The sequence below is a fragment of the uncultured Nostoc sp. genome, assembly GCF_964247315.1.
Lineage (GTDB): Bacteria > Cyanobacteriota > Cyanobacteriia > Cyanobacteriales > Nostocaceae > Nostoc.
Window position 1 is genome coordinate 1 of the sequence record NZ_CAXTTT010000058.1, and the last position, 20,554, is coordinate 20,554.

General features: G+C 41.1%; 21 protein-coding genes. 11 read left to right on the plus strand and 10 right to left on the minus strand.

Features of this window, described 5'->3' with window-relative positions:
• Positions 1-1,239: 1,239 nt before the first annotated feature.
• Complete coding sequence (locus ACFE93_RS18095) at positions 1,240-1,680, minus strand: response regulator (protein WP_375474812.1); 441 nt, start codon at positions 1,678-1,680, stop codon at positions 1,240-1,242.
• A complete protein-coding gene (locus tag ACFE93_RS18100) occupies positions 1,680-1,841 on the minus strand; it encodes a fasciclin domain-containing protein (RefSeq protein WP_375474814.1) in 162 nt (53 codons plus the stop codon). The genes ACFE93_RS18095 and ACFE93_RS18100 overlap by 1 nt, the downstream gene beginning before the upstream one ends.
• Positions 1,842-2,961: 1,120 nt before the next feature.
• Between ACFE93_RS18100 and ACFE93_RS18105 the strand changes: the two genes are divergently transcribed.
• The 5 genes from ACFE93_RS18105 (at position 2,962) to ACFE93_RS18125 (ending at position 5,460) form a co-directional block, all read left to right on the plus strand.
• Entirely contained in the window at positions 2,962-3,159 is a 198-nt protein-coding gene (locus tag ACFE93_RS18105; protein WP_375474816.1) for an NblA/ycf18 family protein, read from the plus strand.
• Positions 3,160-3,236: 77 nt separating this feature from the next.
• Positions 3,237-3,416, plus strand: coding sequence for a chlorophyll a/b-binding protein (locus ACFE93_RS18110; protein WP_375474818.1), 180 nt, complete (start codon positions 3,237-3,239; stop codon positions 3,414-3,416).
• A 232-nt stretch (positions 3,417-3,648) separates the two neighbouring features.
• Positions 3,649-3,894: a hypothetical protein gene (locus ACFE93_RS18115; protein WP_375474820.1), complete on the plus strand. Its 246-nt coding sequence runs from the start codon at positions 3,649-3,651 to the stop codon at positions 3,892-3,894.
• A gap of 200 nt (positions 3,895-4,094) precedes the next feature.
• Positions 4,095-4,436 (plus strand): hypothetical protein, encoded by a 342-nt coding sequence (locus tag ACFE93_RS18120; protein ID WP_375474879.1) that lies wholly within the window; start codon positions 4,095-4,097, stop codon positions 4,434-4,436.
• 652 nt (positions 4,437-5,088) lie between these two features.
• Complete coding sequence (locus ACFE93_RS18125) at positions 5,089-5,460, plus strand: DUF2237 family protein (RefSeq protein WP_104906893.1); 372 nt, start codon at positions 5,089-5,091, stop codon at positions 5,458-5,460.
• 95 nt (positions 5,461-5,555) lie between these two features.
• Here the strand turns inward: ACFE93_RS18125 and ACFE93_RS18130 are convergent, their stop codons facing one another.
• The 5 genes from ACFE93_RS18130 to ACFE93_RS18150 form a co-directional block, all read right to left on the minus strand.
• Positions 5,556-7,736: a response regulator gene (locus tag ACFE93_RS18130; RefSeq protein ID WP_375474822.1), complete on the minus strand. Its 2,181-nt coding sequence runs from the start codon at positions 7,734-7,736 to the stop codon at positions 5,556-5,558.
• Positions 7,737-7,740: 4 nt separating this feature from the next.
• On the minus strand, positions 7,741-8,313 hold the full coding sequence (locus ACFE93_RS18135; protein ID WP_375474824.1) for a chemotaxis protein CheB: 573 nt from the start codon (positions 8,311-8,313) through the stop codon (positions 7,741-7,743).
• A 64-nt stretch (positions 8,314-8,377) separates the two neighbouring features.
• Positions 8,378-9,241: a metal ABC transporter permease gene (locus ACFE93_RS18140; RefSeq protein WP_375474826.1), complete on the minus strand. Its 864-nt coding sequence runs from the start codon at positions 9,239-9,241 to the stop codon at positions 8,378-8,380.
• Positions 9,242-9,265: 24 nt separating this feature from the next.
• A complete protein-coding gene (locus ACFE93_RS18145) occupies positions 9,266-10,045 on the minus strand; it encodes a metal ABC transporter ATP-binding protein (RefSeq protein ID WP_375474828.1) in 780 nt (259 codons plus the stop codon).
• A 149-nt stretch (positions 10,046-10,194) separates the two neighbouring features.
• The gene (locus tag ACFE93_RS18150) at positions 10,195-11,169 is read right to left on the minus strand and encodes a metal ABC transporter substrate-binding protein (RefSeq protein WP_375474830.1); all 975 of its coding nucleotides are present in this window, start codon (positions 11,167-11,169) and stop codon (positions 10,195-10,197) included.
• 833 nt (positions 11,170-12,002) lie between these two features.
• Here ACFE93_RS18150 and ACFE93_RS18155 point away from each other — a divergent pair.
• The 5 genes from ACFE93_RS18155 to ACFE93_RS18175 all read left to right on the plus strand — a co-directional run bounded on the left by ACFE93_RS18155 (position 12,003) and on the right by ACFE93_RS18175 (position 16,438).
• On the plus strand, positions 12,003-12,503 hold the full coding sequence (locus ACFE93_RS18155) for a DUF2231 domain-containing protein (protein WP_334823982.1): 501 nt from the start codon (positions 12,003-12,005) through the stop codon (positions 12,501-12,503).
• Complete coding sequence (locus ACFE93_RS18160) at positions 12,500-13,117, plus strand: DUF2231 domain-containing protein (RefSeq protein ID WP_375474833.1); 618 nt, start codon at positions 12,500-12,502, stop codon at positions 13,115-13,117. The genes ACFE93_RS18155 and ACFE93_RS18160 overlap by 4 nt, the downstream gene beginning before the upstream one ends.
• A gap of 32 nt (positions 13,118-13,149) precedes the next feature.
• On the plus strand, positions 13,150-14,064 hold the full coding sequence (locus ACFE93_RS18165; RefSeq protein WP_375474835.1) for a cytochrome c oxidase subunit II: 915 nt from the start codon (positions 13,150-13,152) through the stop codon (positions 14,062-14,064).
• Positions 14,065-14,078: 14 nt separating this feature from the next.
• Positions 14,079-15,740 carry a cytochrome c oxidase subunit I gene (gene ctaD, locus ACFE93_RS18170; protein ID WP_375474837.1) on the plus strand — a complete coding sequence of 554 codons (1,662 nt, stop codon included), beginning with the start codon at positions 14,079-14,081 and terminating at the stop codon, positions 15,738-15,740.
• A gap of 95 nt (positions 15,741-15,835) precedes the next feature.
• Positions 15,836-16,438 carry a heme-copper oxidase subunit III gene (locus tag ACFE93_RS18175; protein ID WP_375474839.1) on the plus strand — a complete coding sequence of 201 codons (603 nt, stop codon included), beginning with the start codon at positions 15,836-15,838 and terminating at the stop codon, positions 16,436-16,438.
• Between the two features lie 114 nt (positions 16,439-16,552).
• Here ACFE93_RS18175 and ACFE93_RS18180 read toward each other — a convergent pair whose 3' ends face one another.
• From ACFE93_RS18180 to ACFE93_RS18190, 3 genes are all read right to left on the minus strand, one after another.
• The gene (locus ACFE93_RS18180; RefSeq protein ID WP_375474881.1) at positions 16,553-17,149 is read right to left on the minus strand and encodes a hypothetical protein; all 597 of its coding nucleotides are present in this window, start codon (positions 17,147-17,149) and stop codon (positions 16,553-16,555) included.
• A 202-nt stretch (positions 17,150-17,351) separates the two neighbouring features.
• Positions 17,352-18,704, minus strand: a complete 1,353-nt coding sequence (locus tag ACFE93_RS18185) for an OB-fold nucleic acid binding domain-containing protein (protein ID WP_375474841.1) — start codon at positions 18,702-18,704, stop codon at positions 17,352-17,354.
• Positions 18,705-18,930: 226 nt separating this feature from the next.
• The gene (locus ACFE93_RS18190) at positions 18,931-19,056 is read right to left on the minus strand and encodes a hypothetical protein (protein WP_375474843.1); all 126 of its coding nucleotides are present in this window, start codon (positions 19,054-19,056) and stop codon (positions 18,931-18,933) included.
• Here ACFE93_RS18190 and gatA point away from each other — a divergent pair.
• Positions 19,055-20,515 carry an Asp-tRNA(Asn)/Glu-tRNA(Gln) amidotransferase subunit GatA gene (gatA, locus tag ACFE93_RS18195; protein ID WP_375474845.1) on the plus strand — a complete coding sequence of 487 codons (1,461 nt, stop codon included), beginning with the start codon at positions 19,055-19,057 and terminating at the stop codon, positions 20,513-20,515. The two genes, ACFE93_RS18190 and gatA, sit on opposite strands and share 2 nt — an antisense overlap.
• Positions 20,516-20,554 lie beyond the last annotated feature (39 nt).

The following is a 20,554-nucleotide window of genomic DNA, read 5'->3' on the forward strand; positions in this document are numbered from 1 at the left end:
AATCGATCCCATACGTTGGCGCTTTCGCGACGTTGTAAGGTTGTTGTCATGGTTTTATAAGTGCGTTTGGTTGTTTATGAATCAGGCGGTTTTGTTTTTGCCTGTAAATGTAATTTACAATGCTTTACAATTTTTAATCAAGTTTTATTACTTCAGTAAAGCTGATATAAGTTATTAGTTTTACTTATTTAAAGGCAAGCAACGAGGTCAGGATACGCCGAAGCTCTTTTTTGTATGACATCACAATATAATAGACCTCTTGCACGAATGTAAAACTTGCCCACCCTGCGGGATCTTGCTACATCCCCCAATCCCTTCTCCCAACTTTTGGGAGAAGGGGAGCCAATTTCAAAGTCCCTCTCCCTAGTTTGGGAGAGGGCTTTTGATTCATGCAAGAAGTCTAATAGATAGTTGTAGAAATTCTTATATTTTGGTTTTATTGCCGACTCATCTGCGAATAATAGCTTTGTAGATTACCGCTATTCCAAAAAAAATTAACCCTCGGCTTACCACTGAAGGCTTTTTTTGTTTGGCAAAATGGCATATCTCTAAATTAGACGGTTGCTATGGTATTTGAGTAGGATACATTCCATGCGAAAAGTACTGACTTGCATTACCCCTGGCTAACTACCAGGGGTTTTTATTGGAACTTCACTCTAGTAATTGTGGAACTCTAAAAAAATTTTTCGCTTCCTGAAATCTTGCAAGGTGTAGATAAGCTACACTGTACGGTTTTAGGAAAGTACAACTCATCTTCCTCGCAATATCTTCCACAAACGTAGCAAAACTTGTGTCTTGCGCGTTTGTATTGCTTTGATCCTCCATTGGTCAAAATCTGCGAGATCCTACACGAACGGTAAGCTTCTCTAAGAGACGCTCCGCGAACGCTAACGCAGAACTACAAGAATTTACAGATATTCGTCCATATACCCGCGAGGTGAGGAAGGCATTAGCGGTAAAACTATTCCAAAAATATAAACTATAAACAATTTAATTTTACTAAATCCAAATTACTGCCAATAAGTATGAAGCTAAAATAAATCCAATCCCAATAATTCCGCTACTCAAGAGTAAAACTAATTGAGTCGAAACATACATTTGATAACTCATAAGATTAATCCTATCGTTTATCAAGTTCATTAGTAGCATTTTCAAAATAATGGTTCTCACCAATAAATGACCCATATCATTACTTCCCAAAACTTAGACTACTATATCTAAGATATTAATTAGAGCTAGTTAGCATGAGGGTGAATGAGGACTATTGGCAATTGCTAAAATGCCAAGCACAGCAACAAAATCATCAAGAACTAGGGGTTTAAGGAAGCATAGGTTAAACCCAGCTAAGAGAGCATGTTGATACATATCTTCAGTGACAGCGGCTGTCAGAGCAATGGCTGGTACTACTTTCCCTCGCTCTCCCGTAAGTGTTCTCACTTGGTGAATCAGAGCATAGCCATCCTCCTTTGGCGAGGAAATATCACTCAACAGGACATCAGGTTGCCATTGCACAAATATTTCCAGAGCTTGCTCTCCTAAAAATGCCGCTTGCACCTTCACACCATATGATTGCAACATCAGCATGAACGTACTGCAGAAATTGACATCATTATCTACAAGGAATATTCGTAGCCCTTTCAGAAATGAAGAATTAATAGGAAATCTATTATTTAGATACATCACAGTTCCAAATTTGAGATTTTATTGAGCTTTGAAATGTCCTTAAGCACTGCATCTATTGTGCTTGCTTGAAGTTCAGCAAACGTCTCATGAGTAGGTACAAAAACGGTGAACGGGCTATTACCTTTAAAAGTATCTACCAGCAGCTTTGATTGCAGCAACTAATATACTAAAGGAACTAGCTTTCATGGCAGCATTACCAATATCAACAATTTATTGGCTCTGCTAAACATAAATTTTTTTTTTACAATTTTTACTTTAACATCCTATTGTTAAAAAGTATGTTTAAGTAAATGTTTTTATAGCGTATAATTTGTATAAAATGTATAAGTTATAGGAATAAATTAATTTTAGGAGATAAAACTATAATTTGTATAAAATTATAAGTTATAAGAATAAATTAATTTTAGGAGATAAAAACATTTAAATTATTACGATGATCAGTAACTACTGCTATCAACATTGAGTAGACCGAAAAGTTCTGTGAGCGCCAAAAAATAGTAGTTTATGATACCCTTTGTCAGGAAACGTATAAAAGCTGGTTGCTAAAGATGAATGATAAACTGAGCTTATAAAACTAGAGCCAAAGATCAACTAAAATCAGTCAGATGGCAGGAAACTACAAGCTGGCGGGAGATTACTACTAATCCCCGGCAAAATTTCTTGACCGAGAAGAATTTACCCAGCTTTCTGTCGTGGATATTGATAGATTAGTGCAACAAGTGCGATCAATCGCAACGCTTCGACAAAATTCAAGACCAGTGCAGGATTTTGCATTTATTGGACGATGAAGCATTTTATCCGGAAAGAACTGCGACTTGGACTAGAGCAGTCAGGGTATCGAGTAGCGTCAGCAAAAAATGGCACAGAGGCAATAAATGTAATTTGAACGGTGCTAATTGCTTGATTAGCCTAAAGACTGAAGTATCATACTCAGTCAAAAATGTCTAAATATGTAAATAATCTGTTATAATAATTTACATAAAGTAACAATTAGGCAATACAGCCCTGTACACCACTGATGACAGAGGTGCACTCAATGCCTATGCAACTAGAAAAACCGACTCACCTATCTGATTGTTCTAGGTCTAAAGAGCGCCATTGTTATTCTTTGCTTGAAGCGTTGCTATGCCGCTGATGATACTGACTTCATTAACTGCCTTTGCGGTTAGCTAGGCGTTAAATATAGCGAGTCGTTCAGCTTCAGACCCAGATTTGAAGATAGTGCTCTGCAACATTAATTTGACAGTTTTTACCCTAAGTGGATTACAAGAGGCAATAATGAATCAGCCAATCAAATTATCTTTAGAACAAGAATTTAGCATTCGTTCCTTTAGCGATCAAGTGCAGCAGATGTCCCGTGAACAAGCTCAAGAGTTCTTGATCTTGCACTATAAGCAGATGATGATTCGGGAAACGATGTTTAAAGAAATCCTCAAACACAAGTGGAAACTAGATATGGATTTCGTCTCATTGTAAAACCGGGAAGCAATCCTTACTTTGCACAACGCCAGTAAGTTATTACAGTTACAAAACTTGGATTATTAACTATGTCTATGTCAGCGAACACAAACATTAACCCCCCAATCATCGATAATCGCAATGCCTGGCGTTGGGGATTTACACCTCAGGCTGAACTTTGGAACGGTCGTTTGGCGATGATTGGCTTTTTGTGTGCCGCCCTAATTGAACTATTTTCTGGTCAAGGCTTCCTTCACTTTTGGGGCCTTCTGTAGGTCAGCAGTTGTTCTAGTGCTGGTTAGGTTTTGTAAATGTATGTATATTACTGCTGGTGGTCACGGTATCACCATTTGATACATTTTGAGTGATATCCGTTCCTCATCTCCCTCTGAAAAATCAACAGTCAACGTCGGCGCTCGCTGCCCTCGACATATCTACCTTGCCTTTATCTGTAGGTATATATCATAAAGCTAGCTTTATGACAATATTGTTGTTATACTTATTTACATGAACAATAATTTAGACTTCAAATCTCCTGAGCTATTTGGTTCTGTTGTTTTCAGAACTGATTTTAATAGCTTTAAGACTATCAATGCTTCCCAAGCTTGGTCTTTATTCTTTACAGGTGGTAGAGAAGACAACAAACTAGATTCTAACCCTCGAATAGGTGTTTTGTTTACTAGTATTTTGCTAGGTCTTAGTGTTTCTGGGTTCGCTAGCGCACTGATTACCCGGACAATATTTCCTGCTTAAGTGCTTGACTAGTAGTTAATACGAAGTATAACTCTGAACCACCAGCTTCTTGGTGGTTCAAATTTTTAGTGTGTCTTCACTAATATCTGAGTAACCCAATAGTTTCGGCTAACCTACAAATCTTTTAAAGTCTGACTAGCCTTGAAGGATATCAGGACAAATATTCATCTAAAATTTGGCAATTTAATCTAGGAGAATTAATATTGGACTTCAACACTTTGACGGTATTCTCAAGCACTTACTGCATTGGTATTTGTGCCTTTCTAATCCCAGTCAACCTAATTGCTACCTCGTTAACAATAGGTTTGACATTATTGTGTCGTCCAGCTTTTGAGATTTGGCGAAGTGCTGCAATTGCCAGTACCTTTGCTTTATTAATGATACTCCACGTATTTGCTTGGTTCATGATTGGAGTTGTCATGGCTCCCACATACATTTTATTGGGACTAGGAAGCATCTGTCTGTTCGCAAATTTAGGAGCAATTCTCCTATACAAACGCTTTGCGAACGCATATGTAGCGATTAAAGTTGAATTTTCCTAAGTACACTGAGAAGTAACCTTTTATAGAGCAAACGCTTGTATTTTTCTTGGCAAGCTTACCCCAGATGAGTATCTACCTTGGTATAAATCTATTACCAACTTTCAGGAGTGCGATCGCAATTAGAGTGATAATTAAATTGATTGCTGGCAAGTTCTATTTAGTTGAGGGTAGAGTATGCCGTTTTGCTGGCATCGCTCAAAATAAGTATTTTGGTACGATACACAATTTTATTGATGAGTTTGATTACTGCTGGTGAATTGTCTCCTCAGCAGTGCCCTATATTAAATTCTGGGTAGAATAACCTGTTACCAAGTTTATGAAGTGCGATGGCGTACTCGCCCGCTTTATAGTAGCGATCGCAAAGGGTGATAGCCAAAAATCTGATTAAAGATAGCGCTTTTGAGTAGCACATCAAACCCTTATAACTTCTTAAAACTTTAATTGCCACAGTGGCAATTTTGTCTGCGCCTGGGGATTCTACTGAGATATTGCACCATTCTTAATAACTGTAAGGTTGACAACTTGGGATGAGTAGTGATTCTAGAATTCCCTGCTTTTCCAAATTAATAAGGGATAGCGATTTTAATTCAACTAGAGAAGTGTCAATATAGGCTTATATCGAAGTGAAAAAATCAAGTGCAACGAATTAACGATGACAGAAGCTAAAAACGTAATCGGTGCAAACCTAGAGGCCTGCTGCACTTCTCCCATGACTGGGTTTTACCGCGACGGTTTTTGTCGCACAGGTGGTCAGGATTTTGGGGCGCATGTCGTATGTGCCGAACTGACATCAGAATTCCTGGAGTTCACTAAATCGCGGGGGAACGACCTGAGCACACCTGTTCCTGATTCTAATTTTCCTGGACTGAAGCCTGGCGATCGCTGGTGTTTGTGTGCTTCTCGCTGGCAAGAAGCTCTAGAAGCTGGCGTTGCTCCACCTGTAATACTTTCAGCAACCCATGCTAGAGCTTTAGAAGTGGTTTCTCTAGACGAACTGAAAAAACATGCTCTAACTTCCTCTTGATTGGGGATTGGGCATGGGGGATAGGGCATGGGGCATTGCAAGAATTAATATTTCTTTTTCCCCTGCTTTCCCCACTGCCCACTCTCCATTCCAAATCAACTCACTGGAACTTGCAGAGGCAGTTCTAATATATTGGCAACCGCAGCAATCAATTTATTCGGGTCAATTGGCTTAGATAAATGCTGCTGAAACCCTGCTGAAAGCGCTTTCAAACGGTCTTCCTCTCGCGTGTATGCTGTTAAAGCGATCGCGGGGATGCGTCCGCCTTTTTCTGGTTCTAAAGAGCGCAGTTTCCTAATCAGTGTATAACCATCTTGCTCTGACATGCCGATGTCGCTAATCAAAATATCTGGTTTTGTTTGTTCAAGTACTACTAGCGCTTCATCAACTGATGGTACGGCAGTGGCAAAAGCCCCATACTCCTCAAACATAAAACTAAGAAAGTTACGGGTATCTGCTTCATCATCTACAACTAAAACTCTTAATCCAGCAAGGGGCGTCGATGCCACAGGGGAAGAAATTTCTCCTGTGGCTTCTCTACTCGCCCTGCTACCCCTATTGTCTTGTAGCAGTGGTAGTCTCACAGTAAAGGTTGCTCCTTGTTCACTACCTGAACTTTGGGCAAAGATTGTACCTTTGTGCAGTTCCACTAGATGACGGACGATCGCTAATCCTAGTCCTAATCCATTGTGCGATCGCGTTGTGGTACTGTCTGCTTGCCGGAAGCGGTCAAATACTTTGGGTAAAAACTCGGAACTGATACCAATACCTGTATCAATAACTTGAATTTGGGCGTACTGGGATTTTGGATTTTGGATTTTAGATTTTAGATTATTGCTTTCATCAGTATTTGCAGAGTCTAAATTTTCACTATCAGATTCAAATCTCAAATTGTTCGACTGGCTTGTACTGATGGTTGTGGAAGTAGCACCCACACCAAAGTCTGAAATCGGCAATCCAAAATGCTTTGACAGCCTGACTTCTACCCTACCGCCTTTAGGGGTAAACTTTATTGCATTAGTTAGTAGATTCCAGACAATTTGCTGTAAACGGGCTGGATCGCCATAGACTGACCCTATCGAAGTATCCAGCACAGTATTTAATTGAATATCTTTTGGCTCTGCTAGGGGACGCACTGCCTCTAAAGCTGCCTCCATCACCGAGATTAGATTCACTGCCGATACGTTTAACCGCAACTGACCGCGGATAATCCGGGATACGTCCAGGATATCCTCAATTAGTTGCATCTGAGATATAGCGTTGCGTTCGATCGCCTCCAAGGCGCGGGAAGTGGCTTTTTCGTCAAGTTTCTTGGTGCGGAGGATTTTTGACCAGCCGAGCATCGAGGTTAGAGGTGTGCGGAGTTCGTGGGAGAGAACAGCTAGAAACTCATCTTTCATGCGATTCGCAGCTTCTGCTTCCTGTCTTGCCGTTTGTTCGCGAATCACTTGAGCGCGGACTTCTTCTGCTTGCTTTCGTTCGGTAATATCTTCAAGAGTACCTACATAACCCAACAAGTCTCCTTGACTGGAAAGCATTGGTGATGAACGAACTTGAACCCAACGAATGTTACCGTGAGCAGCTTGAAAGCGAAATTCTTCTGAGTATTCCCGACCTGCACAAATGTAAGCTGACCAACTAGCGATCGCTCGTTCTTTGTCTTCTGGATGAACAGATTCCAGCCATCTCTTTTCTAAACTCTCTGACGCTTTCAAGCCACAAATTGCCTGATAGCGGGGATTCGTATATTTACAGTCGCCTTCGGTATCAGTTTCAAAAATGCCAACGGGTGAGCAGGTACTTAGCGATCGGAATCGTTCTTCACTTTGCCTGAGTTCGGTATTCACAGCTACTAGTTGCGCTGTTTGTTGCTTGACGGCTTCTGTTTTCTTAAATAGTTCTACAAATACTGTGACTTTAGAAGTCAAGATATTGGGGTCTAGTGGTTTGAGCAGATAATCAACCGCACCCAAGGCATAGCCTTTAAACAGCATTTGGTCGCTGGTGCTAAAGGCGGTGAGAAAGATAATTGGAGTGTGACGCGATCGCCCCCGATTGCGAATTAAGGTAGCAGTTTCAAAGCCATCCATCCCTGGCATTTGCACATCCAGCAAAATCACCGCAAAATCTTGATGCAGCAGACACCTCAAAGCTTCTTCCCCAGAAGTAGCTCTCACAAGATTTTCCCCTAGTTTTTCTAGGATTGCTTCTAGTGCCAGCAAATTTTCTAGTTTATCATCTACTAGGAGGATGTTGACTTTGGATTCCATCTGCATCGGTTTATTTCGGTGATGATTGACAAAGCTTGACCATTTGGGAAGCAATGTTTGAGAGTGTCAAAATCCAGTCTACTTCAACAGCAGAGATTGCTGCCTCTGGCATAACATCGCTTTCAGCTGTGGCAGGTTCTTGTACAATGGTAATTCCTCCCCGCGCTTTTATTTTCTTAAGACCTTGCACACCATCTTGGTTTGCTCCTGTCAATATTACACCAATAACTTCCTCTGTGTAGACATCGGCTGCCGACTCAAACAGCACATCAATAGATGGTCTAGCATAAGAAACAGGCTCATCAGTCGAAAGGGCAAAGTGACCTGGTTCAACCAGTAAGTGATAATCTGCTGGGGCTATGTAGATATGTCCCGGTAGTATTTCGTCCTTATCTTCCACTTCGCGAATTTTTAATAAAGTGGATTCTTGTAATAAATCCTGGAGTGTGTTGCTAGACTCTTTGTGACGGTGTTGCACGATCGCGATCGGCACAGGGAAGTCTGCTGGTAAATTTCCCAGGACGATTTTCAATGCTGATAATCCGCCTAAAGAAGTTCCAATTACCACAATTTTAAACGACACTTGTTTCGCCCTCACACCTGCAGAATGGGGGTTACGTAAATAGCAAAGGCTATTTCATCCTGAATCAGTCAGTGTTTTCTTGCTTCTTTGCTCTTACCAGTAACCCATGTTTAGGTGCAAAAATCATTGCTACGACAAACAACAAGGTTTGTAACACAACTATGCAACCCCCTGTTGCACCATCGATATGATAGCTGATGTAAGTCCCCATAACACTAGAAAATACTCCCGATGCCATTGCAATTAGTATCATGTGGTCGAAACGGTCTGTTAACAAATAAGCCGTTGCTCCCGGAGTAACTAACATAGCGACAACTAGAATAATTCCCACTGTCTGAAGTCCGGCGACAGCAGTTAACGAAAGTAATGATAGTAAAATATAGTGCAGCGCTCCTGTATTCAAGCCAATGGAACGTGCATGAGTGGGGTCAAAACAAAATAATAGGAGGTCTTTGCGTAAAAGAGCTATTGTTACTAAAGTAATTACGCTAATAATCACCGTTTGGATAATGTCTTCATTAGAAATACCCAAGACATTTCCAAACAAAATATGCGTCAAGTCTACGCTGCTTGGAGTTTTGGAAACTAGTACCAAACCCAGAGCGAAAAATCCTGTAAATACAAGTCCGATGACAGTATCTTCTTTAATTCTCGTCTTCGCTTTGATATAACCGATCGCAATAACTGAACCCACTCCAAAAATAAAAGCGCCCACAGCAAAAGGGATATTTAAAACATAAGCAATTACTACCCCAGGCATTACCGCATGGGAAACAGCATCTCCCATCAATGCCCAACCTTTTAGGGTCATAAAACAAGATAAAACAGAACAGACTACCCCAACCAAGGCACTTACACAAATTGCCTTCACCATGAATTCATGCTGTAAAGGTGTGGTTAACCAATCTAGGAATGCAAGAGTATTCATATTTTTAACAATATTTATTAGTAATTAATCAGATTCACTTTTATTTGCACGGATTATCTGACTTTTGCTGAAAGATAAATCTCCAAGAGAACCGCCAAAAGTCCGAGAGAGATTCTCTTCTGTGAAGACTTCAGATGTATTACCATAAGCTAAAATAGTACGATTGATAAGTACTACTTGATCGCAAAAAGTAGTGATAGAAGCTAAGTCATGGGTAGAAATTAAAATTGTATGACCTTCTTCTCGCAATTCCAGCAATAAGTCAATCATCGCTTTTTCTGTTTTGATATCTACCCCGGTGAAAGGTTCATCTAATAGCAAAACTGTTCCCTGTTGTGCTAAAGCGCGGGCGAGAAAGGCACGTTTTTTCTGTCCACCAGAGAGTTCTCCTATTTGGCGATCGCGCATTGACCACATTTGCACTCTCTCCAAACTCTCTCTCACGATACTTTGATCTTTTGCCCCAGGAATTCGCAGTATATTCATGTATCCATAGCGCCCCATCATCACCACATCATGGACACTGACTGGAAAATTCCAGTCCACTTCTTCTGACTGTGGTACATAAGCAACCAAGCTTTTTTTCTGTACAGTTTTTATCGGTAAGCCATTAATTAAAACCTGTCCTGTAACTGGCTTCAAAAAACCCATAATTGCTTTAAATAGGGTTGATTTACCACTACCATTCATCCCCACTAAACCACTAATTGAACCTGCTTGGATTTGTAAAGAAGCACCATGTAAAGCAACTTTACCGTGGTAAGCAACTGTCAAATTTTCGACATCAATACTAATAGATTTCACTAAAAATCACCTCTAAGATTAATCATTAGTTTGTAGTGAGCGGCTCCAGCATTTTTGCGAACACGTAATGTTTTCCAGAGAACAAAATAGGACTAAAGTCCTTACTACAGGCTAATTTTAAATAATTAAATTTATTCTTACATACTTGCTCATTTTTCCTCTAATCCCTGAGTTAGAGTAGTAATATTAAGTTCTAGCAACTTGAGATAAGTTGGTGCTGGCCCGTTTGCTGGAGACAGGGAATCAACGTAAAACACTCCACCAAACCTTGCTCCTGATTCTCTAGCTACCTGACGTTGCGCTCCATCGTTTACTGTACTTTCACAGAAAACTACAGGTATTTTATTTTTTTTAACTATATCAATGACTTTTTCTAGCTGTTTGGGAGTAGCTTGCTGTTCAGAGTTGACTGCCCAAAGATAAGCTTCTTTCAAGCCATAATCGCGGGTGACGTATGAGAACGCGCCTTCACAGCTTACCATGTAGCGCTTGTCTGCTGGAACTACCGACACGCTTTTTCGCAGTTTCTCATCAACTTCTTTAATTTTTTGGCTGTATGCTTTGGCATTGGTATTATAAGTATCTGCATTCGCTGAGTCTAAATTAACTAATGCCTTACGAATATTCTCTACGTAAATCAAGGCATTTTGTGGTGACATCCAAGCATGGGGATTAGGTTTCCCCTTATAGGCATCCTCCGTAATTTCTACAGGTTTAATTCCCTCACTTAGAGTAACGTGAGGGACATTAGGGACGCTATTATACAATTTCTGTGCCCAACGCTCTAAATTAAGACCATTATTCAAAATTAGGTCTGCTTTTTGCGCCCTCACCAAATCGCTAGGAGTTGGTTCGTAACCATGAATTTCCGCCCCTGGTTTGGTGAGGGATTCAACAATCACCTTGTCTCCCGCCACGTTTTGCGCCATATCTGCAATGACTGTAAAGGTGGTAAGAACTACTTTTTTACCTTTTTTATCTAGATTGGTGGTGGTAGTTGTGGCTGAATTTGGACTTAACTGTGGTTGAGAATTGGAGGCTGACGGGCTACACCCAGCCAAACATAGCCCCAATAGCAGCCCAGACGCTATAGCCAATTTTTGTCCGTACTGCGGTAGTTGCATCTGAAAGTTATTGATATTAAATCTTATTATAGCAGTTTCATAATCTTCTCACTTTTGTCTCACTTTAGCAGAAGTAATAAAAAATGAAAGAATTATGAAAATAATATTAGAGGAAAAAAGCGAACTGTTGCAATAAACTGTATTTCTGGGTTCTGACTTAACCTGGATTCGACACTTTTGTACTTTGATTACTTCCTTTTCTTATTTTAAGGGGCTTTTGGAGTGGTTCAAACATTTTTGTTATTTACATTACAAACAAATATTTGATTATTGTGAAATCCCTGACAGACAAATCTTATATTTGGAGTTTTTCCTATTTAAAATAATGCAGATTTAAATACATTATGAAAATAGTTTTTTGTTAGATAACGAACTTTTAAAAGTTTAATCTTAATTGTTTTGACAATTCATAAAAATTTACTTAAGCTAAAGATAGGTTAAGCAAATCAACAAACGACAGCGATTTGATTTAGCTACATCAAAAATTGCTGTTGCAGATTATGAGCATAAGGAAATGAATCAAAACCAAAATTATTTCATGTAAAATTTAACCAAATTTGGCTACAAAAAGCTAAGACATGATTAAGGCTATTGCACCGCGCAGATATTGAACAGAATTCGGTCAGTTATGGATGGATACTTGTGGTGATGTTAGTGAGTGTCCATCAATTATTGAAGCTTGACTAGCGATTTTAGATTTTTGATTAGGTCTTCTAGTTTATATCTCGTCTGGGACGGAATAAATCTAAAAGACGCTCGCTAAGAGTGCGCGAGCCAATCCAAAATCCAAAATTTATTGACCAAAGTGCGGTAGATATGTCCAGGAGAAGACGATGCTTGAGTATTTGACATCCTTGAACGACCACAATTTGCCCTATCCAGATACGGTTCATCCCATCGTTGTCCACTTCGTAATTGCGATGGTGTTGTTTTCCTTCTTCTGCGATGTAATTGGCTATTTTACTGGTAAATCCGGTCTTTTTGAGGTGAGTTGGTGGAATATGTTAGTTGCCACGATCGCCATCTTCGTCGCAATTATTTTTGGTCAGTTTGAAGCCGGATTAGCACAGCCTTACAGCCTAGCGAAATCGGTGCTAAATTTGCATACGCTAATTGGTTGGTCGCTTTCAGGAATTATCACAGCGATTACAGCTTGGCGCTATGTAATTCGTGCCCGTAATCCGCAAAAAGTACCGATTTATTATTTGGGAGCCGGATTAGTTTTAACCCTAATAGTTGGCTTGCAGGTATATCTCGGAGATGAGCTTGTTTGGGTATATGGATTGCATACCGTGCCAGTTGTGGAAGCAGTAAAGGATGGTTTGTTGCGATGAACTTAGAATTAATTGACCAATTGAGCGGCTCTCTAGGCGCAAACGGATTACCTTACACAATTCCCATTCATCCCAACTTAGTCCATCTGACAATAGGTTTGTTCATCATTGGCATGACCTTTGATATCGTTGGTGTTCTGTTCCCGTTTGAAAAATGGGTTTTCAAATTTTTAGCAATTACTGTGGAACGTAACAACTTATTTGATGTTGGCTGGTACAACATTTTAGCTTGCAGCATCATCACATTTTTCACTGTTGGGGCAGGCTTTTACGAAATGCTATTGGCAACACCACCAGCTGATATGAAGAGTGCCTGGGGATTGCAAGCAATGGAAACTATGCTCTGGCATAGTATGGGTGGTGTATTCTTATTAGCGTTGATTGTTGGCATGACCATCTGGAGAGGATGGCAACGCTTCGTTTGGGGCAAACAAGAATATAAACAGACAGATAGAGAAGTGCAATGGATCTACCTGTTTGCAGGCATAGCAATCATGTTCATTATGTACATTCACGGCACACTAGGAGCGCAACTAGCCACCGAATTTGGCGTACACAATACAGCAGATAATTTGCTGCGATTAGGTCAAGACCTCAACACAACACTCAAATAAGTCATTTGCCCAATGCCCAATAACCAAAGACCATGAAAATCCAGAAGATTTTAAATATTTTGACGCTGCTTACAGGCGCGATCGCAGTGACTTCTACTAGTCTCTGGATCGGCAAGCAGGCTTACTCCTGGCTTCCTCCCCAAGCAGCAGCCGAATCCCTACTCATTGATGATTTGATTAGCTTCTTAGTAACCCTCGGTGCCTTCATCTTCTTGGGAGTAACAAGTACTTTGATGTATTCTGTCATCTTCCATCGGGCAGTCAAAGATGACTTCACTGACGGCCCCCCGATTGAAGGTAACGTCACCCTAGAAGTTGTCTGGACAGCAATCCCAATTCTCTTGGTATTTTGGATTGCAGGCTACAGCTACCAAGTTTACGAACAAATGGGAATTCAAGGCCCATCAGAACTAGTTCATCTGCATAATCCCCTGGCGATGGAATCAGCTTATGCAGCACCAGCTAACGCCTTAGCAGAACCTGTTGAGAAAATTGACGTACTAGCTAAACAGTGGGCGTGGGTTTTTCACTACCCAGAAAGAGATATTACTAGTACCGAATTGCATTTACCAAGCGATCGCCGAGTACGTTTAGCACTGAAATCACAGGATGTTCTCCACGGCTTCTATATTCCTGCGTTCCGCCTCAAGCAGGATATTATTCCTAACCATGCGATCGACTTTGAATTTACTCCCATCCTTGCCGGACAATACCGATTGACCGATTCCCAATATAGCGGTACATACTTTGCGACGATGCAAGCGAATGTAATCGTTGAATCTCCTGAAGATTATCAGCAGTGGCTAGCCCAAGCTGCAACCCAAAAGCCATCTCCAGCAAAGAATCAAGCGGCTTCTGAGTATGCTCAAACATCCAATCAATCAGTCCAAACTGGTTGGGTTACAGTTCCACCTGCTGCACCTCCTCTAGTCAATTCTCCTGGTTAAAAGGAAAGTAACTGATGACTAATATTCCTATTGAAGGCATCCTTCTCCCTAATGAGAAGCCCAAGCACGAATCTCCAAGTAACTGGAAAGAATACTTCAGCTTTAGTACTGACCATAAAGTTATTGGTATCCAGTATCTCGTTACCTCATTCTTCTTCTTTCTCGTCGGCGGTATCTTTGCGATGGTGATGCGGGGAGAACTGATGACACCCGAATCAGATTTAGTTGATCGCACCGTCTACAACGGTATGTTCACCATGCACGGCACCGTGATGCTGTTTTTGTGGACATTTCCCTCACTGGTTGGTTTTGCCAACTATCTAGTACCCCTGATGATTGGGGCGCGAGATATGGCATTTCCCCGCCTGAATGCCGTCGCCTTTTGGATGGTGCCAGTAGTTGGGATTTTGATGATGGGTAGCTTCTTTGTTCCTGGTGGCCCAGCCCAAGCCGGCTGGTGGTCTTACCCGCCAGTCAGTCTCCAGAATCCCACAGGTAACTTAATTAATGGTCAAGTTATCTGGCTCTTGGCGGTAGCAATATCTGGCGTATCCTCAATTATGGGGGCAGTCAACTTTGTCACCACAATCGTCAAGATGCGGGCCCCAGGAATGGGCTTTTTTCGGATGCCTCTGTTTGTCTGGGGAGTATTTAGCGCTCAGATTATCCAATTATTCGGACTACCTGCACTGACAGCAGGCGCGGTGATGCTGCTACTCGACCTCACAGTTGGCACGAGCTTTTTTGACCCCGCCAAGGGTGGGAATCCAGTTATGTTCCAGCATTACTTCTGGTTCTACTCCCACCCCGCCGTTTACGTGATTATTTTGCCTGTCTTTGCGATTTTCTCAGAAATCTTCCCAGTTTATTCGCGTAAACCCCTATTTGGTTACAAAGTAGTTGCCGTTTCATCGATCTTGATTGCCGTAGTCAGCGGTATCGTTTGGGTACACCACATGTACACCAGCGGTACATCAGGTTGGATGCGGTTGATTTTCATGATGACGACAATGTGTGTATCTGTCCCCACAGGAATTAAAGTATTCGCTTGGGTGGCAACGATTTGGGGCGGTAAACTGCGACTACATACACCGATGCTGTTCGCCTTGGGTGCATTGATCATGTTTGTCTTCGCAGGTATCACAGGCATTATGCTTTCCTCTGTGCCTGTGGATGTCCACGTAAATAACACTTACTTTGTGGTGGGACACTTCCACTACGTTCTCTACGGCACTGTGACGATGGGCTTGTATGCTGCCATCTATCACTGGTTTCCCAAAATGACCGGGCGGATGTACTCGGAAAGCTGGGGTAAAATCCACTTCTGGCTAGCATTCATCGGCACCAACCTCAACTTTTTGCCCATGCACCCATTAGGATTGCAAGGAATGTTACGCCGAGTTGCTTCCTACGCCCCAGAGTATCAATTCTGGAATGTCATCGCTAGCCTCGGCGGATTCCTATTGGGAATGTCCACCCTGCCCTTCATTTTCAACATGGTGATTTCTTGGATGCAAGGCGAGAAAGCACCCGCTAACCCTTGGCGAGCAATTGGACTAGAGTGGTTAGTTTCTTCACCCCCCCCAGTAGAAAACTTTGAAGAAATTCCCATCATCATCTCCGAACCCTACGGCTACGGCAAATCAGAACCCTTAACAGCCAACCTCCCAGAATAAACCCAAACTATCAAGAAGACGCAAAAACCCTCCGCGTACCTCTGCGCTTCCCTCTGCGTTACTTTGCGTTTCAAATTCATCCCTCAAAAAACAAAATGGACAGCTATATCAATTCCCACAAATTGCCCCATACAAGCGCAGAACACAGCCACGACGAAGAAGGCAATAAAATGTTTGGCTTCATTGTCTTCCTACTATCAGAAAGCGTCATTTTCTTGAGTTTTTTCGCCGGATATGCCATCTACAAAACAACAACACCTAATTGGCTACCAGCAGGTGTTTCTGGACTAGAAGTAAAAGAACCAGCAATCAACACAGTAATTCTTGTTGCTAGTAGCTTTGTAATTTACTTAGCAGAACGCGCCCTTCAACGCCACGACTTAGTAAAATTTCGCCTGTTTCTGTTGGCAACAATGGCGATGGGAACTTACTTTTTAGTTGGACAGGCGATTGAATGGAACGGTCTTACCTTTGGTTTCACCTCCGGCGTATTTGGTAGTACATTCTATCTGCTTACAGGCTTCCACGGTTTGCACGTTTTCACTGGTATTTTGTTGCAGTTGATAATTTTGGTACGTTCTTTCCTACCTGGCAATTACGACACAGGTCACTACGGCGTAAATGCAACCTCATTGTTTTGGCACTTTGTCGATGTTATCTGGATTATTTTGTTTGTCCTAATCTATGTTTGGCAGTAAAGATTGATGGGAAGGAAAACCCAGATAAATTATCTGGGTTGGTGTATGTGGCATTGTTAATTACTTTTATGCCCCATACACCATTCACTGTAATAACTAAACTTGGGTCTTAGTTCAACCTTTCAAATTTAACCTTTCCTCAAACTTTGACCCATCTTGATGAGATAAAAACTTTTCACTACTGTGATAATTTCTTCGCCATTGTTCGAGCTTATCTATAGATATTGATTTAGATGTGACATTCACACCATTTCCTCGCCAAGCAACTTCTGCATCTGTTGTGAAAACCCCGCACTCTAATTGATCTAGCCTCATATTCCAATATTCGCTAAATCGACCTTTTAAAGTAATAACTTGCTCAAATACCTTGTTTCTATGCTTATTTCTTCTTTTTCGTTCCGTTGCTCCAGTTGCTTCTGTGTCAATAAACTTAGTTTCAATTAAAAACAGACTACCTTTAAAAGTCAGGAAGACAAAATCACACTTCCCTAAATCTGTGTAATCTGAAATTGGAGACTTTTCAAATAACAGCAATTCAGCGCACGAGGGAAACAATTCTTTAATATTCAGAAATAAATAAGCTTGCAATAAAAGTTCCTTATCATAAGGAAATAATATCACTCCTTCAAAAAATTTTTGAATGTCCTCGTGAGTTTGGGGTTGAATTTTTTTACAGTATGAAACAAATCTATGTAGCTCGTTGACGATCATCAAGTTCTAACTCCTTCCCCCGGTCGCAGCCTCAAGGGTGTTAGCATAAAAAGATACCACTACCTCAAGGAAATTCTCATCCGCGTAAGTAACTAAAAAAACGATTAAAATCCTGAATATTTAAGGCAATTTACTGTTGACAGTTCAATAAAACTAATTCTTAAGCTGCTTTCCAGTATTGGTGGATTTTTCACTGCTGGCCTCAGCTACCAGTCAGGGATTTTATATGAGCAGGAAAACTGGCATTTTGTAAAGCTTGAACAGTTATTCGAGAATCTTGTACACAAAATTGCCAACCTAAGCGAACAAGTTTACGAGAAGTTTCAGTTTGGATAATTCCAATCACTGGCATTTTTGCCTTTTCTTTGTCTACTGAATGGTCTTGTAAAATTGTTTTTAACCGATGTAAATCTTCCATATTACTTGCTTGCTGGGGATTTAATTCCACCATTACCATTTGTACTGTTTCCACTGGTTCTGCATCTTCAAGAATAAATTGGGTTTGCTCGTCACGTCGATCTACTTTTCCCCAAATAATCAATCTAGTATCAACTTGGAGTAGGGAACTAATACGTTCATAAGTTTTAGGAAAAACTACAGCTTCTGATTGTGTAGTTAGGTCTTCTATTTGTAATATTGCCATCTGATCGCCTTTTTTTGTCACTACTTTTTTGACGTTATTTAACATCACAACTGCACAAAGCCTTGTATCTTCTCTTTGTTCTCCCAGCTGCGAAAGGTTAATTGGTGTCAAAAGTGGTGCTATTTGTCGTAAGCATTTTAAGGGATGATCTGATACATAAAAGCCTAGTAATTCTTTTTCCATTTGCAACTTTTTCTGTGGAGGTAAATCCGTTACAGGTTTAGATTTGGGAGCAGTTTCAAAGGCATTATTTGTTCTTTTATTCTGAGTTGAAGAAAAGCCGTCGCCCAATAAATCAAATAGATTCCCTTGACCACTAGCTCTATCTTTCGCACGAGATTGTGCCCAATCATACACTAATTCTGAGTCGTTAATTAACTGTTGGCGGTTGGGTTCAATTTTGTCAAAGGCTCCACAGTAAATTAGCGACTCTAGGGTTCGGCGGTTAACAGCACGTAAATCGACGCGATCGCAAAAATCAGCGAGTGATTTAAACTCTCCTGTCTCATTTCTTGCCTCCAAAATACAAGCGATCGCATTTTGTCCCACGTTACGCACTGCCGAAAATCCAAACAGAATCTTGCCTGCCGTTGGCGTAAAATCAACACCAGAACGATTGATATCTGGCGGATCTATGGATATCCCCATATTTGTACAGTTAGTAATGTATCTCTGTACCTTATCGGTATCACCACTGTTAGCTGTTAACAGTGCCGCCATATATTCCAATGGGTAATTAGCTTTTAAATATGCTGTTTGATAAGTTACATAACCATAGGCTGTTGAATGGGATTTATTGAAACAATTGGAAGCTATGAAGCCATTTTTTATCGTAAAATTATGGTCACGCTCAACCCCAATGTCATAGACATTCTGTTTGCCTAAATATTTACGTGTGGCTATTTTAATCATCCTACCTTACCTCGAAAAATTTTGTGGAATTGATAAAATTATGAATTTTGTAGTATTAATAAGGTTGTAATACAAAATTATATCATTAGAAAACACTGCTATACTCTTACACAAAAGTAGCCAATATATATGAAAACTTTGGCAAACTATTCAATAGATGGTTGATAGCCATGTATTTGCTGTTTTTCAAAACGTATTAAACACATTTCAATACATATTAATCCGCTTAGTCAGATGAATGGGGAATGGCAACCAGAGGACAATAAGCAATGCCCAAAGCCCAATAACCAATACCCAATTTTGACCAATATGTACTAGAATCAATGACTTGAGTCACAAAGAGAGCAATCATGGCATCCATCCGCGAGTTGCACCAACAGCTGGTTAAAAAAGAACGTTCTGCCGTTGAAATTACCCAAGAAGCTTTAGAGCGCATTCAAGCGTTAGAGCCGAAATTGCACAGCTTTTTATGTGTGACGGCAGATCGGGCATTAGAGCAGGCGGGTGCTGTGGATGCCAAAATTGCCGCAAGAGAAGAAATTGGGCTACTAGCGGGCATTCCTGTGGGTATCAAGGACAATATGTGTACCAAGGGAGTTCCTACCACCTGCGCCTCCCGGATTTTGGAAAATTTCGTGCCGCCTTATGAATCAACAGCAACGCAAAAACTGGCAGATGCTGGGGCGGTAATGGTAGGCAAAACCAACTTGGATGAGTTTGCAATGGGTAGTTCTACAGAAAACTCTGCCTATCAAGTCACGGCTAATCCTTGGGATTTGTCACGAGTTCCAGGTGGTTCTTCAGGGGGTTCGGCAGCGGCGGTAGCGGCCCAAGAATGTGTAGTTGCTCTTGGTTCTGATACTGGCGGTTCGATTCGCCAACCTGCATCTTTCTGCGGTGTGGTGGGAATGAAACCCACTTATGGTTTGGTTTCTCGTTATGGTTTGGTGGCTTACGCTTCATCTTTGGATCAAATTGGGCCATTTGGAAACACAGTGGAAGATGCCGCAATATTATTAAGTGCGATCGCAGGTTACGATTCCAAAGACTCTACCAGCCTGAAGGTTGCCATTCCCGACTATGCTGCTAGCTTAAAACCAAACTTCAAACCCAGAGGTCAGCTAAGAATTGGTATCATTAAAGAAACTTTTGGTGAAGGTTTAGACTCTGTAGTGGAACAAGCTGTTACCAAAGCAGTAGATCAACTACAAAGTCTGGGAGCGGAAATTCATATAATTTCTTGTCCTCGCTTTCGCTATGGCTTACCCACCTACTACATTATCGCCCCATCAGAAGCATCAGCAAACCTAGCTCGTTACGATGGCGTTAAATATGGGTATCGCGCTCCTGATGCAGATAATCTGCTATCAATGTACACTCGTACCCGTGCAGCCGGTTTTGGTACAGAAGTCAAACGCCGGATTATGATTGGCACTTACGCCCTTTCGGCTGGCTATTATGACGCTTACTACCTGAAAGCGCAAAAAGTTCGCACTTTGATTAAGCAAGACTTTGAAAGGGCTTTTGGCGCGGTTGATGTGTTAGTTTGTCCCACATCTCCCACTACAGCATTCAAGGCAGGGGAAAAAACTACTGACCCCTTAAGTATGTATTTAAATGACTTGATGACTATTCCTGTGAATCTTGCTGGGTTACCTAGTTTAAGTTTGCCATGTGGTTTTGACGATCAAGGGCTACCGATAGGATTACAGCTAATTGGCAATGTGCTGCGAGAAGACCTACTGTTTCAGGTAGCTTATGCTTATGAACAATCTACTACTTGGCATCTGCGTAAACCGCAAATATCTTGAAAATTGTCATTTGTCATTGGTCATTAATTTTTTTCCTTT

What these genes read in the sequence shown, in the direction of transcription:
- ACFE93_RS18095 (WP_375474812.1), bottom strand. Translation starts at nt 1,680, where the DNA reads ATGTATCTAAATAATAGATTTCCTATTAATTCTTCATTTCTGAAAGGG.
- ACFE93_RS18105 (WP_375474816.1), top strand. Translation starts at nt 2,962, where the DNA reads ATGAATCAGCCAATCAAATTATCTTTAGAACAAGAATTTAGCATTCGT.
- ACFE93_RS18110 (WP_375474818.1), top strand. Translation starts at nt 3,237, where the DNA reads ATGTCAGCGAACACAAACATTAACCCCCCAATCATCGATAATCGCAAT.
- ACFE93_RS18115 (WP_375474820.1), top strand. Translation starts at nt 3,649, where the DNA reads ATGAACAATAATTTAGACTTCAAATCTCCTGAGCTATTTGGTTCTGTT.
- ACFE93_RS18125 (WP_104906893.1), top strand. Translation starts at nt 5,089, where the DNA reads ATGACAGAAGCTAAAAACGTAATCGGTGCAAACCTAGAGGCCTGCTGC.
- ACFE93_RS18130 (WP_375474822.1), bottom strand. Translation starts at nt 7,736, where the DNA reads ATGCAGATGGAATCCAAAGTCAACATCCTCCTAGTAGATGATAAACTA.
- ACFE93_RS18140 (WP_375474826.1), bottom strand. Translation starts at nt 9,241, where the DNA reads ATGAATACTCTTGCATTCCTAGATTGGTTAACCACACCTTTACAGCAT.
- ACFE93_RS18150 (WP_375474830.1), bottom strand. Translation starts at nt 11,169, where the DNA reads ATGCAACTACCGCAGTACGGACAAAAATTGGCTATAGCGTCTGGGCTG.
- ACFE93_RS18155 (WP_334823982.1), top strand. Translation starts at nt 12,003, where the DNA reads ATGCTTGAGTATTTGACATCCTTGAACGACCACAATTTGCCCTATCCA.
- ACFE93_RS18160 (WP_375474833.1), top strand. Translation starts at nt 12,500, where the DNA reads ATGAACTTAGAATTAATTGACCAATTGAGCGGCTCTCTAGGCGCAAAC.
- ACFE93_RS18165 (WP_375474835.1), top strand. Translation starts at nt 13,150, where the DNA reads ATGAAAATCCAGAAGATTTTAAATATTTTGACGCTGCTTACAGGCGCG.
- ctaD (WP_375474837.1), top strand. Translation starts at nt 14,079, where the DNA reads ATGACTAATATTCCTATTGAAGGCATCCTTCTCCCTAATGAGAAGCCC.
- ACFE93_RS18175 (WP_375474839.1), top strand. Translation starts at nt 15,836, where the DNA reads ATGGACAGCTATATCAATTCCCACAAATTGCCCCATACAAGCGCAGAA.
- ACFE93_RS18180 (WP_375474881.1), bottom strand. Translation starts at nt 17,149, where the DNA reads ATGATCGTCAACGAGCTACATAGATTTGTTTCATACTGTAAAAAAATT.
- ACFE93_RS18185 (WP_375474841.1), bottom strand. Translation starts at nt 18,704, where the DNA reads ATGATTAAAATAGCCACACGTAAATATTTAGGCAAACAGAATGTCTAT.
- gatA (WP_375474845.1), top strand. Translation starts at nt 19,055, where the DNA reads ATGGCATCCATCCGCGAGTTGCACCAACAGCTGGTTAAAAAAGAACGT.
- ACFE93_RS18190 (WP_375474843.1), bottom strand. Translation starts at nt 19,056, where the DNA reads ATGATTGCTCTCTTTGTGACTCAAGTCATTGATTCTAGTACATATTGG.